A 14,637-nucleotide genomic window follows, 5' to 3' on the forward strand; every position below is an offset into this window, starting at 1 on the left:
ACCGGCTCGCGATCCCGCTTGAACGCCGATCAGGCACCTTTCCGCCTCCGACCTTGCAGACATTGCCTGCGGCGGTGACCGCGAACGTGGCCGAGCTTCGTGCCCGCACCCGGAGCACGATCATGGCCGTGGTCAAGGCGGACGGTTTCGGCCACGGCGCCGTCACGGTCGCCAGAGCCGCCGTCGCCGCCGGTGCCGGATGGCTCGGCACGACGAGCCTCGCGGACGCTTCCGCATTGCGCGCCGCAGGGTTGGCGGTGCCGATCCTCACCTGGCTGCACCCCTCCGGGATCGACGCCGAAGCCGCGGCCGCCACCGGGGTCGACGTCGCGGTCGGGTCGGTGGACGAGCTCGGCGCGCTCGTCGCGCAGGCCGTCTCCACGGTGCGGATCCACCTCCACATGGACACCGGCATGTCCCGTGGCGGCTGCCCCCGCGACCGGTGGGACGAACTGATCCGTCTCGCTCGGCGTGCCCAGCAGGCTCGCAAGATCCGCGTCGTGGGCGTCATGGGGCATCTCCCGCTGGCCGACCGGGCCGACCCGGCGGCGAACGCGCCGGCGGTCGCCCGTATGCGCCGGGCGCGGCAGGCGGTCCGGGCCGCGGGGCTCGGTGCGCCGCTCGTCCATCTCGCGGCCACGTCGGGGACGCTGACCGACCCGGCGACGCATTTCAGCATGGTCCGCGTCGGGGCGGGACTGGTCGGCATCGACCCTTCCGAGACCGTCGAGCTGCACGGCGCGTCCCGGCTGACCGCGCCGATTGTGCACACGGCGGCGGTCCCGGCGGGCACGGCGGTCGGGTACGGCGGCGCGTACGTCACCGATCGCGCCACCCACCTGAGCGTCCTGCCCGTCGGGTACGCCGACGGGATCCCGCGCGAGTGCTCGCCCCAAGCCGGCGTCGAGATCGGCGGGCGCCGTTTCCCGGTCGCCGGACGGGTCTCGATGGACCAGATCGTGATCGACACCGGTGCCGACCGCTTCCGGATCGGCACGTCCGCGACCGTGTTCGGCCCGGCGGGCGGCGCGACCCCGACCATCCGGGACTGGGCCCGCTGGGCCGGGACCATTCCGCACACCATCGTCACCGGCATCGGGCCGCGTGTGAAAAGGAGCATCGCATGACACGGCGAATCGCGGTCATCGGCGGCGGGCAGAACGCCGAGCACGACGTCTCCCTGGCCACCGCCGCAGCCATCGCGCAGGCGCTGCGTTCCAGCGGATTCGCCGTCGACGCGCTGACCATCGACCGCGACGGGACGTGGAGGCAGGGCTCGGACGCGCTCGGGCCCGGGACCATCACCTCCCTGGCCGCCGCACTGGGCGTCATCGAACGCGCCGACGTCGTCTTCCCCGCGATCCACGGCCCGTCCGGCGAGGACGGAACCCTCGCGGCACTGTGCGCCCTCGCGCACAAGCCGATGGTCGGCTCGGGCCTGCGCGCCGGAGCGCTCGGCATGGACAAGTGGACGACGAAGCTCGTGGCGGACGCCGTCGGTATCCACACCGCTCCCGGCCGCCTGGTGACGGCGGCAGAGATCGCCGACATCGAGTTCAAGACGGACGTGGTGGTGAAGCCGGCCTCCGCCGGGTCGAGCTTCGGTGTCGCCCTGGCGCGCGACCCCTCCGAACTACGCGACGCGCTGCGCTGCGCGGCGCGCCTCGACGACAGGATCCTGGTCGAGGACGTCGTCCTCGGTCGGGAGATCGATGTGGCCGTCCTGCGCGAGGCCGATGGCCGCCGCTGGGCGTCGCCGCCACTGGAGATCCACGCCGACGGCCTGTTCGACACGCAGTCGAAGTACGACGGTTCGGCGAGGTTCAGCGTGCCCGCCGACCTCGACGAGGCGGACCGGGCCGCCCTCACCGGGGCGGCGCTGCGGATGTTCGACGCGCTCGGATGCGCCGGTGTCGCCCGCATCGACTTCTTCCTCACCGACCACGGGCCCGTCCTCAACGAGGTCAACACCATGCCCGGCATGACGGCCCAGTCCCAGGTGCCGAGGATGTTCGCCGCGGCCGGACTGCCCTACGAGCAACTGGTCGCACGCCTGGTCGACACCGCCACCGTGCCCGTCCCCACAAGTTCGTGAAGTCGGCGAAGACCACGGGCCCCCATGCCGGACGGCGCCGGGTTTTGCATATGTCGGCGATATGCGGCGCCGCTTAGCCTTCGACTATGCGCGCGTTGATCGTCGAGGACGAGCCCCACCTCCCGGAAGCCGTACGCGCTCATGGGTAGACGCCCCGGGCTCAGCGCCCGCCTGAAACTCACCCTCAGCTACGCCGGGTTCCTCCTGCTCGCCGGCGCCCTTCTGCTGGCCGTGGTCTGGGTGTTCCTCCTGCGGTACGTCCCCGAAGGCGCCGTCCAACTCGGGCCGAGGGGAGACGGGCCCGGGGGGCTGGGACCGCACTTCGTCCCCGGCCGCGAGGACCTCCAGCGCGCCTTCGTCCCCCGCGCGGCCACGGCGATGGCCTTCCTCCTGGTGTTCGGCCTGCTGGGAGGATGGCTCCTCGCCGGCCGGATGCTCGCACCGCTCACCCGGATCGCGGACGCGGCACGGCTGGCCTCCCACGGCTCGCTGTCCCACCGGATCCGCCTCGAAGGCCCCGGAGACGAGTTCCGCGAACTCGCCGACGTGTTCGACACCATGCTCGAGAAGCTCGAATCCCATGTCGCCGAACAGCGGAGGTTCGCCGCCAACGCCTCCCACGAACTGCGCACCCCGCTGGCGATCTCCCGGACACTCCTCGACGTCGCCCGCAACGACCCCGCGCGGGGCCAGGACGAACTCATCGAACGCCTCCACACGGTCAACACGCGGGCGATCGACCTCACCCAGGCCCTCCTCCTGCTCAGCCGCGCCGACCGCAGGAACTTCACCCGCGAAGTGGTCAACCTGTCCCTCGTCGCCGAAGAGGCCGCCGAAACGCTGCTCCCCCTCGCCGAACGGCGCCAGATCACGCTCGCCGTCACCGGCGAGAAGGCACAGACCCTCGGCTCCGCGGAACTCATCCTGCGGCTGGTGACGAACCTCGTCCAGAACGCCATCGTCCACAACCTGCCGACCGGCGGCACCGTGACGGTCCACACCGAATCGCAGCACGGCGCCAGCGTCCTGCGGGTCGAGAACACCGGCCGCCCGGTACCACCGGAGCTGATCCCGACCCTCACCGAGCCCTTCCAGCGCGGAACACAGCGCCAGCGCACCGACGAACACGCGGGCGTCGGGCTCGGGCTGGCCATCGTGCACAGCATCGTCCGAGCACACGACGGCACCCTCGACCTCACCCCCCGACCCGCCGGCGGCCTCCTCGTCACGATCCGCCTCCCCGGCACGGGACCGTCCCCGAACGGGGCCGACTGGACCGCCGCCGGGTAGGGTCGAGCCCGCCATGGACCACCCGGACATCCGCCCGCTCACGGCACGCTCGGTCGTGCTGAGCACGCTGCTCGGCGTCCATCCGCCCCGCCTCCCGGCCCGCCACCTCGTCCGCGTCGGCGACCTGTTCGGCATCGCCGAGGGGACGATCCGGGTCGCGCTCTCCCGCATGGTCGCCTCCGGCGACCTCGTCCAGTCCGCCGGCGGCTACGCGCTCACCGACCGCCTCCTCGCCCGCCAGGCCCGCCAGGACGAGGCCCGCCGCCCGCCGACCCGCCCCTGGGACGGCACGTGGGAGATCGCCGTCATCACCGCCGAGCGCCGCCCCGCCGCCGACCGCACCGCCCTGCGCCAGGCCATGTCCGCGCTCCGCTTGGCCGAACTCCGCGAGGGCACCTGGCTGCGCCCCGCCAACCTGACCCGCACCCGCCCGGAACCGGTCGTCCGCCAGTGCACCTTCCTATTGGGCCGCCCCGAAGAGGACCCCGCCGCCCTGGCCGCCACCCTCTGGGACCTGGACGCCTGGACGTCCAAGGCCGAAACCCTCCGCACGGCCCTCTCCGAAACCACCGACATGGCCGAACGCTTCACCCTGGCCGCCGCCGTCCTCCGCCACCTCCTGAACGACCCGCTGCTCCCGTCCCCCCTCCTCCCCCCCACCTGGCCGGGCCCGTCCCTCCGCACCCTCTACGAGTCCTTCGAAAAAGACTTCGAACACCTCCTAACAACCCAACTACTAACCTGACCAACCCCCAAAACCCCGACACTAGAAACGCCGATCAGACCGCCATCGACGGCATGAGGCGCATCGTTGAAGAGGAGGGTGGGGTGACCGGGTTATCTGATACCCATGACGGCGCGTGGGAGCCTGATGGGTGGCCCACGGACGCCGAAGCGGCGGCGGTGCTGCGCGAATGGGTTCGTGATCCCACGAAGACTCTCTACGCCATCGATCTGGATTTTCGTGGTGCGGATCTCGCTGGAGCGGACTTCGTCGAGGCCTGGTTGAGCCGGTCGGACTTCTCCGGTTGCGGTCTTGGTCGCGGTTTGTTCTGGAGAGCGCACTGCGAAGGGGCGAACTTCAGCGGGGCTGAGCTTGCGGGTGCTGATTTCGTCAAAGCGTTTCTCAGTGAGGCGAGCTTCGCCGGGGCTCGGATGAGCGGGGCCAGGCTCGGGAGGGCGGAGTGCATACGCACGTCCTTCGCCGGGGCCGATCTGCGGCGGGCGGATATCGGGGATGCCACGTTCATCGACTGCGACATGAGAAACGCCGATCTGCGCGGCGCCAGTGTGACGCTGGCCGGTCTCGGGGGCTCGGATTTTACGAATGCCCTGGTGAGCGGCATGACTGGCAGTGTGGTCGGCTCCCTTGTGCTCACCGAGCGCGGGGTTGCCGGGGAGCTTGAGGGCGTTCGGCTGGAGCGTTGGTTCAGGGGGAAGGGCGCGGATGTGTCGGTCGGGGGGTAGTCGGTGCGGGGTAGTGGGTTAGAAGGTGATTACCTGGCGGACGGCTTCGGCGGTGTGGAGGCGGTCGAAGCCGGTGTTGATGTCGGCCAGGGGGAGGCTGCCGGTGAGCAGGGCGTCCACTGGGAGGTTGCCGTTGCGGTACATCGCGATGAAGCGGGGGACGTCGCGGCGGGGGACGCAGGAGCCCAGGTAGCTGCCGCGCAGTGTTCTTTCCTCGGCGACGAGGCTGAGAGCGGGCAGGGTCAGGGGCGCGCCGGGGTCGGGCAGGCCGACGGTGACCGTCGTGCCGCCGGAGCGGGTGGCGGCGTACGCCTGTTCCAGGACGGGGACGACGCCCGTCGTGTCGATGACCTTCTCCGCGCCGCCGGACGTCAGGTCGCGCAGAGCTTCCGTGGCGTCCGGGCCGCCCGGAACCGGGTGGGCGCCGAGCGAGGCGGCGAGGTCGAGTTTGTCCTGGACGAGGTCGACCGCGTAGACCGTCGCGGCGCCGGCGGCCTTGGCGGCGAGGACGGCGGAGAGGCCGACGCCGCCGAGGCCGAAGACGGCGACGGTGTCGCCGGGGGTGACGGCCGCGCTGTAGAGGGCGGCGCCGGCGCCGGTCAGGACGGCGCAGCCGAAGAGGGCCGCGATGTCGAACGGCAGGTCCGGGTCGATCTTCACGGCGGAGCGGGACGACACGACGGTGTACTCGGAGAACGCGGAGACGCCCAGGTGGTGGTTGGGGCGGGTGCCGTCCGCGGCGACGAAGCGCCTGCCGCCGCCGAGGAGGGTGCCCGCGCCGTTGGCCTGCGCGCCGGGGCCGCAGAGGGCGGGGCGCCCGCCGACGCAGCGGTCGCAGTGGCCGCAGGCCGGGACGAACGCGAGGACGACGTGGTCGCCGGGCGCGAACTCGGTTCCGGTGCCCGTCTCGACCACCTCGCCGGCGGCCTCGTGGCCGAGGGCCATCGGGAGCGGCCGGGGGCGGGAGCCGTTGATGACCGAGAGGTCGGAGTGGCACAGGCCCGCGGCGCCGATCCGGACGAGGAGTTCGCCGGGGCCCGGCGGGTCGAGGCGCAGGTCGGCGATATCCAGGGGGCGGGAGTCGGCATAGGGGGCGGGGCGTCCGGACTCGACGAGGACGGCGGCGCGGGTCTCGGTCATGCGAGCAGCTTCTCCATCTCGGTGCGGACGGGGCCGGTGATCTCGACCGGGCGGCGGGTGCCGCGGTCGACGAAGACGTGCACGAAGTGCCCCTCGGCGATGAGGGCGCCGTCGGACGTGCGGAACATGCCGACCTCCCAGCGGACGCTGGAGCGGCCCAGCTTGCCGATGCGGAGCCCCACCTTGATCGTGTCGGGGAACGCGACCTCGGCCTTGTACTCGCAGTGCGATTCGACGCACAGGCCGATGGCGGCGGACGTCACCGGGTCGAAACCGGCCGTCCGGATCATCCACTCGTTGATGACGGTGTCCATGAGCGAGTAGTGGACGACGTTGTTGACGTGCCCGTAGACGTCGTTGTCCTTCCACCGCGTGGGGACGTTCTCCCAATGCTGGTACTCGCCGGTCATGGAGGGCAGCCTATGGTCGCCCCAAGAGCGGTATGGCATCGGGCCAAGGGAACGGTGACCGTGCCTAGCGGCGGGTGGGCGGGGCGGTGCGTCCGCCCAATGGGGAAGCGGCGTTCACCAGGCCGCGAGGAAAGGTTCTGAGCACGATCCCGGCCAGGTGAACGCCGCCCCCTGAGCGGCGCCGCGTCCGGCGCCGCCGTCTTCTAGGACGCGCGGGCGGCGTCGAAGCGCGCTTTCACGTCCGTCCAGTTCACGAGGGTCCAGAGCTTTTCGACGTAGTCGGGGCGGACGTTGCGGTACTGCAGGTAGTACGCGTGCTCCCAGGCGTCGAAGACCAGTAGCGGGGTGGTGTTCATGCCGACGTTCCCGTGGTGGTCGTAGACCTGCTCCACGATGAGGCGGCGGCCGAGCGGCTCCCACGCCAGGACGCCCCAGCCCGAGCCCTGGACCGTGGACGTCGCCGTGGTGAGCTGCTTCTGGAACGCCTCGAACGTCCCGAAATGCTCGTTGATGGCGGCGGCCAGTTCGCCGTCGGGGCGGTCGCCGCCGTCCGGTGACAGGTTGTCCCAGAAGATCGAGTGCAGGACGTGCCCGGACAGGTTGAAGGCGAACGTCTTCTCCAGGCCGACCAGGCCGCCGTACTGCTCCTTGTCCCGCGCCTCGGCGAGCCTCTCCAGCGTGTCGTTGGCGCCCTTCACGTAGGCGGCGTGGTGCTTGGCGTGGTGGAGCTCAAGGATCTCGCCCGTGATCGCGGGCTCCAGGGCTGCGTAGTCGTAGGGCAGGTCGGGAAGCGTGTAGTCGGCCATACGGCCACTATTGCAAACGACTTGCAGTTACGTCCAGCATGCAAGAAGAGGCGTCGGACGTCCCGTCACGGCGACGGCCCGCCCTCGGTGAGGACGGGCCGTACCGTGTCAGTGGCGGCGGCCGCCGCGGAATCGGGCGAGCAGGCGGCGTGCCTTGGCCTGCGTGCGCGGATCGCGGGCGTAGTGCTCGGCCCTCGCTCGCATCTTCCGGCCCTGCGGGCCGCTGAGATATCTCTTGATCCGGTCGACGACGGAAGGCATGGGCGTCCTCCTCGGCCTAGGGTCTCTGCTCAACGAGTGCCCGCCCGCATTAGTTCAGAACGCCTCGTCGAGCGCGACGCTCCCCTCGACGCCGATCTGGTAGGCCGAAACCCGCCGCTCGAAGAAGTTGGACAGCTCCTGGACGTCCTGCAGCTCCATGAACGCGAACGGGTTCGCGGTGCCGTAGCGGGCCGGGAGCCCGAGCCGGACGAGCCGCTGGTCCGCGACGTATTCGAGGTAGGCGCGCATGTCGCCGGCGCTCATGCCGGGCAGGCCGTCGCCGCACAGGTCGCGGGCGAAGGCCAGTTCCGCCTGGACGGCCTCGTCCAGCATCGCGGTGACCTGCGCGGTCAGCTCGGCGTCGAACAGTTCCGGTTCTTCGGCCCGGACGGTGTCGACCACGGAGAACGCGAACTCCATGTGCATGCTCTCGTCCCGGAAGACCCAGTTGGTGCCGGACGCGAGGCCGTTCAGCAGCCCGCGCGAGCGCAGCCAGTACACGTAGGCGAAGGCGCCGTAGAAGAACAGCCCCTCGATGCAGGCCGCGAAGCAGATCAGGTTGAGCAGGAACGTGCGGCGGTCGGCGGCGGTGCGGAGCTCGTCCAGGGCGCCGAGCGAGTCGATCCAGCGGAAGCAGAACTCCGCCTTCGCCCGGATGGACGGGATGTGCTCGATCGCCGCGAACGCCCGCGCGCGCTCGTCCTGATCGGGCAGGTAGGTGTCCAGAAGGGTCAGGTAGAACTGTACGTGGACGGCCTCCTCATATAGCTGCCGCGACAGGTAGAGCCGGGCCTCCGGGGCGTTCACGTGCTTGTAGAGGTTCAGCACCAGGTTGTTCGCCACGATCGAGTCGCCGGTGGCGAAGAACGCGACGAGCCGGTTCACCAGGTGCAGTTCGGCGGGCGTGAGCCGCTCCAGGTCGGCCATGTCGGACGCGAGGTCGACCTCCTCCACCGTCCACGTGTTGCGGATCGCGGCCCGGTACCGCTCGTAGAAGTCGGGGTAGCGCATGGGCCGCAGGGTCAGGTCCATGCCGGGGTCGAGCAGCATTATTGGCACGCCTCGCAGGTCTCGGGGTTCTCCAGGGAGCACACGGCCGCAGCCGTGGCGACGGTCGTCTGCGCGATGCGCGTCGCCGGACGGGAGCGCAGGTAGTAGGTGGTCTTCAGCCCGCTGCGCCACGCGTACGCGTACATCGAGGAGAGCTTGCCGATCGTCGGCGTCTCCATGAACAGGTTCAGCGACTGCGACTGGTCGATGTACGGGGTGCGGGCGGCGGCGAGGTCGATGAGCGCCTTCTGCGGCAGTTCCCAGGCCGTCCGGTAACGGGCGCGGGTCTCGTCGGGGAGGTCGACGAGACCCTGCACGGAGCCGTTCGCGCGCTTGATCGCCTCGCGGACGGCCGGCGTCCACAGCCCGAGCGCCTTCAGCTCGGCCACCAGGTAGCCGTTGATCTGCAGGAACTCGCCGGACAGCGTCTCGCGCTTGAACAGGTTGGACACCTGCGGCTCGACGCACTCGTAGCAGCCCGCGATGGACGCGATCGTCGCAGTCGGCGCGATGGCGATCAGCAGCGAGTTGCGGAGCCCGACCGCCGCGACGCGCTCGCGGAGCGCGGCCCACTCGGCGGGACGGGTCGGCGCGGCGTCCGGGAAGTGGTCCAGGTGGAGCCGGCCGCGCGCGGTGCGGGTCATGCCGTAGGCGGGCAGCGGCCCGTGCGCGGCGGCGAGGTCGGCGGACGCGCCATAGGCGGCCAGCGCGATCTCCTCGGCGATGCGCGTCGACAGCGCGCGGGCCTCGTCGGAGTCGAACGGCAGGCGCAGCGTGAAGAACACGTCCGCGAGACCCATCACGCCGAGCCCGACCGGACGCCACTTGCGGTTGGCCTTCTCCGCCTCGGGCGTGGGGTAGAAGCCCCTGTCGATGGTGCGGTCCAAGAAGCGGACGGCGGTGCGGACGGTCGAACGAAGCCGCTCCCAGTCGACTCCGGCGGACGTCACGTGCGCGGCCAGATTCACCGACCCGAGGTTGCAGACGGCGGCCTCGCCGTCGCTCGTCACCTCAAGGATCTCCGTGCAGAGGTTGGAGAGGTGGACGGTCTGGCCGGGCTCGGCGGTCTGGTTGCAGGCGCGGTTGGCGGCGTCCTTGAACGTCATCCACCCGTTGCCCGTCTCCGCGAGGGTGCGCATCATCCGCCCGTACAGCTTGCGGGCCGGGACCCGCCGGACGAACCGCCCGTCCCGCTCCGCCGCCCGGTACGCCTCGTCGAACTCGTCCCCCCAGAGGTCGGCCAGCTCGGGGACCTCCTTCGGGTCGAACAGCGACCACGGCGCGTCGTCCTCGACGCGGCGCATGAACTCGTCCGGGATCCAGTTGGCGAGGTTCAGGTTGTGGGTGCGGCGCGCGTCCTCGCCCGTGTTGTCGCGCAGTTCGAGGAACTCCTCGACGTCGGCGTGCCACGGCTCCAGGTACACGCAGGCCGCGCCCTTGCGGCGGCCGCCCTGGTTGACGGCGGCGACGGACGAGTCCAGCGTGCGCAGCCACGGGACGATGCCGTTGGAGTGCCCGTTCGTGCCGCGGATCAGCGAGCCCCGGGACCGCACCTTCGTCCACGAGATCCCGATGCCGCCCGCGTACTTGCTGAGCCGCGCGACCTGCCCGTACCGCTCGTAGATCGCCTCCAGCTCGTCGCGCGGCGAGTCGAGCAGGAAGCACGACGACAGCTGCGGGCGGCGAGCGGCCGAGTTGAACAGCGTCGGCGAGCTCGGCAGGTACGACAGCGTGCTGAGCAGGCCGTACAGTTCCGCCGCCTCGTCCACGGTGTCGGCGAGCCCGCACGCCACGCGCAGCAGGAAGTGCTGCGGACGCTCCAGGACGAGCCGGGAACGCGGATGCCTCAGCAGGTACCGGTCGTAGAGGGTGCGGAGCCCGAAGTACTCGAACCGGTCGTCGGCGCCGTCGTCGACGAGCGCGTCGAGGAAGGCGGCGTGGGCGGCGACGAACGCGGCCGGGCCGTCCGCGAGCAGGCCCTCCCGGTGCGCGGCGGCGACCGACTCGGCGAACGCGGTGACGCCGGCGGACGCCGCCTCGTCCCGGATCCGGGCGCCGAGCAGCCGCGCGGCGACCTTGGAGTAGCCGGGTTCGGCGGCCACCAGGGCGGCGGCCTCGGTGATGGCGAGGTCCCGCAGCGCCGCCGCGTCCAGCCCGTCGCCGGACCGGACGGCGGCGAGCACGCGCGCCGCCGCCACGTCCGGTATCCCGGCGCAGGCGGCCTCGACCTCCGCGGCGATGCCCTCCCCGGCGGGCGGCGCGGCGGCCGGCGCCCGGCCCCCGTGCGACGCCGGTGCCCTGTGCAACGCCTGTGTCACGTGCTTCTCCCCTCGCAAGCCGCCTCGCGGAGGCATGCGAACGGGGCGCGGCATGCCGCGCTCCGCCCTCGGCCCACCCGCGAGGCCCGGACGTGTCGGCCCGGGGACGACCCCCAGGCCATTCGTGCGGGCAGGTCTTCGGACTCGCGGGCGGCGCACCTGTCAGGCACGTCCTACTGACCGTCGCTTCCCAGGCCCGGTCGGGCCCAGTGCATGTGACGGCGGTCGTTCCCGCTCACCGCTGCGGGGCAGTCCCGGATTCACACCGGGTTCCCTCTTACGACGCCCCCGCCGCCGGGCGGCGGGGGCGTACCAGCACGGGGTTGAACCCTACATCTTGTTGACGATCAATGCGCAACCCCAAGATGTTGGGCGCGTCGGTGCGGGTTCCCGGGGTCGGCTGCACGCTCCCGGAGGGGGGTGGCACGATGGGGGCGTCATGTCGGAGCGTTCCCCGCAGCCCCTGTTCCGCGCCGCACGCGCGGTGGTGTTCGCCACCGTGTGCGTCGCGCTGGCGGTGCTCGGACACGTCCTCGCAGGCGGGGCAGCGGTCCCGCTCTGGGCCGGGACGGCGGGGTTCGGCGCGGTCGTCGGCGTGACGCTGATGCTGGCGGGCCATGAGCGCTCGCTCGGCACGATCCTGGGCGGGCTCCTCGGCGGGCAGTTCGCGCTGCACACGCTGTTCACGGCCGCCGCAGCTCCGGCCGCACACCCCGTGCCCGCCATGGCGGACCACACCCCGGCGATGCACGCCGCCATGACCGACGCGGCGATGACCGACGCGGCCGCGATGCCCGACCTCGCCGCCGTGCCCGCCGCGCACGGCGGCAACGGCCTGGCCATGACGCTCGCGCACTGCGTCGCCGCGCTCGTCGCCGCCTGGTGGCTGCGGCGCGGCGAACGGTCCGTGTGGACGATGGCCCGCCGGGTCGCCGCCGCCGCCGACCGTCCCGTCCGGCTGCTCCTCGCCCTGCTCACCATCGAACCGGCCGTGCCGCAGCGGCCGGTCGTCCCCGCCCCGGCGCCGGCCGCCGTCCCCGCCGCCGACCGCGCGCTGCGGCACCAGGTGGTCCGGCGGGGTCCCCCGTTCCGTTCGAGGGCGCTCGCGCACATCTGACGCGCGCGCCGTACGTCACCGGACGCCGATCCGCGGCGCATCCGGCCCTTCCCGTACGACTCGAACGGAGTTCCCCCATGTCCTTCAGCGTGCCCGCGCGCCGCGCCGGCGCCCTCGTCTCCCTCACCGCGCTCTCGGTGCTCGGGGCGGCCACGGCCGCGTCCGCGCACGTCACCGCCAACCCGAAGAGCGCCGAGCAGGGCTCCTACGCCAAGGTCTCGTTCCGGGTGCCGAACGAGCGCGACAACGCCGCCACGACCAAGGTCGTCGTGCACCTGCCGGCCGACCACCCGCTCGCGTCGGTGTCCGTCCGGCCCACGCCCGGCTGGACGGTGAAGGCGGAGAAGTCCACGCTGCCGAAGCCGATCCAGACCCACGGCGGCGAGCTGACCGAGGCCGTCACCACGATCACCTGGTCGGGCGGCAAGATTGAGGCCGGTCAGTTCGAGGAGTTCGACGTCTCCATGGGGCCGCTTCCGACCGACACCGACCAGCTGATGTTCAAGGCCGACCAGACGTACTCCAACGGCGAGGTCGTCAAGTGGGAGGAGGCGCCGGCCGAGGGCGCCGCCGAACCGGAGCACCCGGCGCCGACGCTCCAGCTCACCCCGAAGGGGTCCGCCGCCGCGGTCGGCCTGACCACGGAGAAGAAGCCCGCCGCCGAGGCCGCGGCCTCGTCCGACGACGGGACGGCACGCCTCCTCGGCGGCATCGGCATCGCGGTCGGCGCCGTCGGCCTCGGCCTCGGCGGCTACGGCCTGAGCCGCGCCCGGAGCCGGGCATGATCAAGGTGATGCGACGGATCGCGGCCGGTGTCCTGGCCGCCGGTACGGTCCTGGCCCTGACCGCGGCACCGGCCTCCGCCCACGCCGCGCTGACGTCCGCCAGCCCCGAGAAGGACGCGACGGTCGCGGCGCCGTCCGAGATCGTCCTGACCTACTCCGACCCGGTACGGCTGCCCCGCGTCGTGGTGACGGACGCGTCGGGCGCGCAGCACCAGGCCGGGTCGCCGCGAGCGGTCGACAACAAGGTCACTCAGGCGGTCAACGGCACCCTGCCGAACGGCGAATACACGGTGGGGTGGCGGGTGGTGTCCGCGGACGGGCATCCGATCGACGGCACCTACACCTTCACCGTGAAGGGGTCGCCGAGCGAGTCCGGCGCCTCCGGCGGCTCCGCGTCGGCGGCCCCGGCGCCCGCTCCGGCGAGCAGCCAAGCCGCGACCACCTCCGGCGAGGACTCGGGCGGCTCGTCCGGCTGGCTGTGGATCGGCCTGATCGCGCTGGTCGTCGCGGCGGCGGGCGGCGCGGTCGCCTGGCTCCGCCGTTCCCCGGCGAAGGACTGACCTTTACGCGCCCGGCGGGGCGGTCACGGCCTGCCCGTGACCGCCCCGCCGGACGCGGCCCGGAGGCCGTCGATTCCACGATTACCGGAAAGGGCGGGTAAGGGCTGTGACCTGGCCTGTTCCCCCGGCCTGAGCAGGGGTACCGCCGCCTCGGTAGGAGTCACGGGAGACCGTTGACGAGCCTTGCGGGAGGTTGCGCATGCTTCAGGCACGAGGGGGCGGCACGGGCCGTCCGTCCGGTGCGGATCACCGGTCGCGGCGCCGGAACACGGCCTCGGTCGCCGTGCTGGCGGCGGCCGCGACGCTGGCGGCGGTCGCCGGGTGCGGCGACGGCGGCGGGTCGTCGAACGGATCGGGTTCGGGGTCCGGCTACGGCCAGTCGTCCCCGACCTCGGCGGCGCCCACCGGCGGCGCGACCGGCGAGTCGATCAAGACGGCGAACGTGGGGAACCTCGGCCCCGTCCTGGTCGACGGCGAGGGCCGGACGGTGTACCTGTTCGAGAAGGACACGGGGAACAAGTCGTCCTGCGCGGGCGGATGCGCGGCGGTGTGGCCGCCGGTCACGACCGGCGCGAAGCCCACGCCGGGCTCCGGGGTGGACGCGGCGAAGCTGAGCACCACCAAGCGCAGCGACGGGACGATGGAGGTCAGCTACGCCGGGCACCCGCTGTACTACTACGCGCCCGACGGCACCACCCCCGGCAGCGCCAAGGGCCAGGGGCTCGACCAGTTCGGCGCCAAGTGGTTCGTGCTGTCGGCGTCCGGCAGCGCGGTCACCAAGTAGGGCGGTGCGGTGAGCACTGACCACGGCACTTCGCGGCCCACCGGCGACCGCCATGCGTGACCTGCTGCGCGTGGCGGGCGCCCTGCTCCTGTTCGGCGTCGGCGCCGTCCACCTGTACGAGTACCTCGCCGACGACTACCGCGACATCCCGACCATCGGCGTGCTGTTCCTGGTCAACTTCGCCGGGGCGGTCGCGCTCGGGCTCCTGCTGCTGATCCCGCTCGGGTCGCTGCCGGTGATCAGGTCGGTGCCGGCCGCCGGGCGGGCGGCGCACGCGCTCGTGGCGCTCGGCGGGATCGGGTTCGCGGCGGGCACCATCATCGGCCTCATGATCAGCGAGACGGGCACGCTGTTCGGGTTCCAGGAGACCGGCTACCGGACGGTCATCATGGTGGCGCTCGGGCTGGAGTCCGCCGCCATCGTCGTGCTCGCCGCGTACGTGGCCCTCGAAGCGGGCCGTGGCTCCGGCAGCAGGGGTACGTCGTCTCGGAGCAGGGCAAGGGGACGTTCGTCGTGCCGCGGCCCGACATCGTCCACGTCACGCTCCGCGCCGT

General features: G+C 72.1%; 16 protein-coding genes and 1 riboswitch. Of the genes, 10 read left to right on the top strand and 6 right to left on the bottom strand.

The window, feature by feature from the left end:
* Positions 1-74: 74 nt before the first annotated feature.
* The 5 genes from alr to AB0K34_RS10455 all read left to right on the top strand — a co-directional run bounded on the left by alr (position 75) and on the right by AB0K34_RS10455 (position 4,852).
* Positions 75-1,127 (top strand): alanine racemase, encoded by a 1,053-nt coding sequence (gene alr, locus AB0K34_RS10435; protein ID WP_301174507.1) that lies wholly within the window; start codon positions 75-77, stop codon positions 1,125-1,127.
* Positions 1,124-2,095 (top strand): D-alanine--D-alanine ligase, encoded by a 972-nt coding sequence (locus AB0K34_RS10440; RefSeq protein WP_301174508.1) that lies wholly within the window; start codon positions 1,124-1,126, stop codon positions 2,093-2,095. The genes alr and AB0K34_RS10440 overlap by 4 nt, the downstream gene beginning before the upstream one ends.
* Before the next feature lie 141 nt (positions 2,096-2,236).
* A complete protein-coding gene (locus tag AB0K34_RS10445) occupies positions 2,237-3,385 on the top strand; it encodes a HAMP domain-containing sensor histidine kinase (RefSeq protein ID WP_301174509.1) in 1,149 nt (382 codons plus the stop codon).
* A gap of 13 nt (positions 3,386-3,398) precedes the next feature.
* Positions 3,399-4,130, top strand: coding sequence for a PaaX family transcriptional regulator C-terminal domain-containing protein (locus tag AB0K34_RS10450; protein ID WP_301174510.1), 732 nt, complete (start codon positions 3,399-3,401; stop codon positions 4,128-4,130).
* Positions 4,131-4,183: 53 nt separating this feature from the next.
* The gene (locus tag AB0K34_RS10455) at positions 4,184-4,852 is read left to right on the top strand and encodes a pentapeptide repeat-containing protein (protein WP_301174511.1); all 669 of its coding nucleotides are present in this window, start codon (positions 4,184-4,186) and stop codon (positions 4,850-4,852) included.
* 18 nt (positions 4,853-4,870) lie between these two features.
* Here the strand turns inward: AB0K34_RS10455 and AB0K34_RS10460 are convergent, their stop codons facing one another.
* The 6 genes from AB0K34_RS10460 to AB0K34_RS10485 all read right to left on the bottom strand — a co-directional run bounded on the left by AB0K34_RS10460 (position 4,871) and on the right by AB0K34_RS10485 (position 10,837).
* Positions 4,871-5,992, bottom strand: coding sequence for a zinc-dependent alcohol dehydrogenase family protein (locus tag AB0K34_RS10460; RefSeq protein WP_364547260.1), 1,122 nt, complete (start codon positions 5,990-5,992; stop codon positions 4,871-4,873).
* The gene (locus AB0K34_RS10465; RefSeq protein WP_301174513.1) at positions 5,989-6,402 is read right to left on the bottom strand and encodes a thioesterase family protein; all 414 of its coding nucleotides are present in this window, start codon (positions 6,400-6,402) and stop codon (positions 5,989-5,991) included. Before AB0K34_RS10465 ends, AB0K34_RS10460 begins: the two co-directional genes overlap by 4 nt.
* 203 nt (positions 6,403-6,605) lie before the next feature.
* Positions 6,606-7,208, bottom strand: coding sequence for a superoxide dismutase (locus AB0K34_RS10470; protein WP_301174514.1), 603 nt, complete (start codon positions 7,206-7,208; stop codon positions 6,606-6,608).
* Between the two features lie 108 nt (positions 7,209-7,316).
* Positions 7,317-7,469 (bottom strand): hypothetical protein, encoded by a 153-nt coding sequence (locus tag AB0K34_RS10475; protein WP_171069119.1) that lies wholly within the window; start codon positions 7,467-7,469, stop codon positions 7,317-7,319.
* Between the two features lie 54 nt (positions 7,470-7,523).
* On the bottom strand, positions 7,524-8,519 hold the full coding sequence (locus AB0K34_RS10480) for a ribonucleotide-diphosphate reductase subunit beta (protein ID WP_301174515.1): 996 nt from the start codon (positions 8,517-8,519) through the stop codon (positions 7,524-7,526).
* Complete coding sequence (locus tag AB0K34_RS10485; RefSeq protein ID WP_301174516.1) at positions 8,519-10,837, bottom strand: ribonucleoside-diphosphate reductase subunit alpha; 2,319 nt, start codon at positions 10,835-10,837, stop codon at positions 8,519-8,521. The genes AB0K34_RS10480 and AB0K34_RS10485 overlap by 1 nt, the downstream gene beginning before the upstream one ends.
* A 132-nt stretch (positions 10,838-10,969) precedes the next feature.
* Positions 10,970-11,117: riboswitch (cobalamin riboswitch) on the bottom strand.
* A 159-nt stretch (positions 11,118-11,276) separates the two neighbouring features.
* On the opposite strand from AB0K34_RS10485, the gene AB0K34_RS10490 reads away from it, so the two are divergent.
* The 5 genes from AB0K34_RS10490 to AB0K34_RS10510 form a co-directional block, all read left to right on the top strand.
* Positions 11,277-11,954, top strand: a complete 678-nt coding sequence (locus AB0K34_RS10490) for a hypothetical protein (protein ID WP_301174517.1) — start codon at positions 11,277-11,279, stop codon at positions 11,952-11,954.
* Positions 11,955-12,031: 77 nt separating this feature from the next.
* On the top strand, positions 12,032-12,739 hold the full coding sequence (locus AB0K34_RS10495) for a YcnI family protein (protein WP_301174518.1): 708 nt from the start codon (positions 12,032-12,034) through the stop codon (positions 12,737-12,739).
* Positions 12,740-12,747: 8 nt separating this feature from the next.
* Positions 12,748-13,299, top strand: coding sequence for a copper resistance CopC family protein (locus AB0K34_RS10500; RefSeq protein WP_301174519.1), 552 nt, complete (start codon positions 12,748-12,750; stop codon positions 13,297-13,299).
* A gap of 199 nt (positions 13,300-13,498) precedes the next feature.
* A complete protein-coding gene (locus tag AB0K34_RS10505) occupies positions 13,499-14,083 on the top strand; it encodes a hypothetical protein (RefSeq protein WP_301174520.1) in 585 nt (194 codons plus the stop codon).
* 52 nt (positions 14,084-14,135) lie between these two features.
* A partial coding sequence (locus AB0K34_RS10510; protein ID WP_364547268.1) for a hypothetical protein occupies positions 14,136-14,637 on the top strand: 502 nt, incomplete at its 3' end.

Origin of the sequence: Actinomadura sp. NPDC049382, from assembly GCF_040677125.1 — a bacterium.
GTDB lineage: Bacteria > Actinomycetota > Actinomycetes > Streptosporangiales > Streptosporangiaceae > Spirillospora > Spirillospora geliboluensis.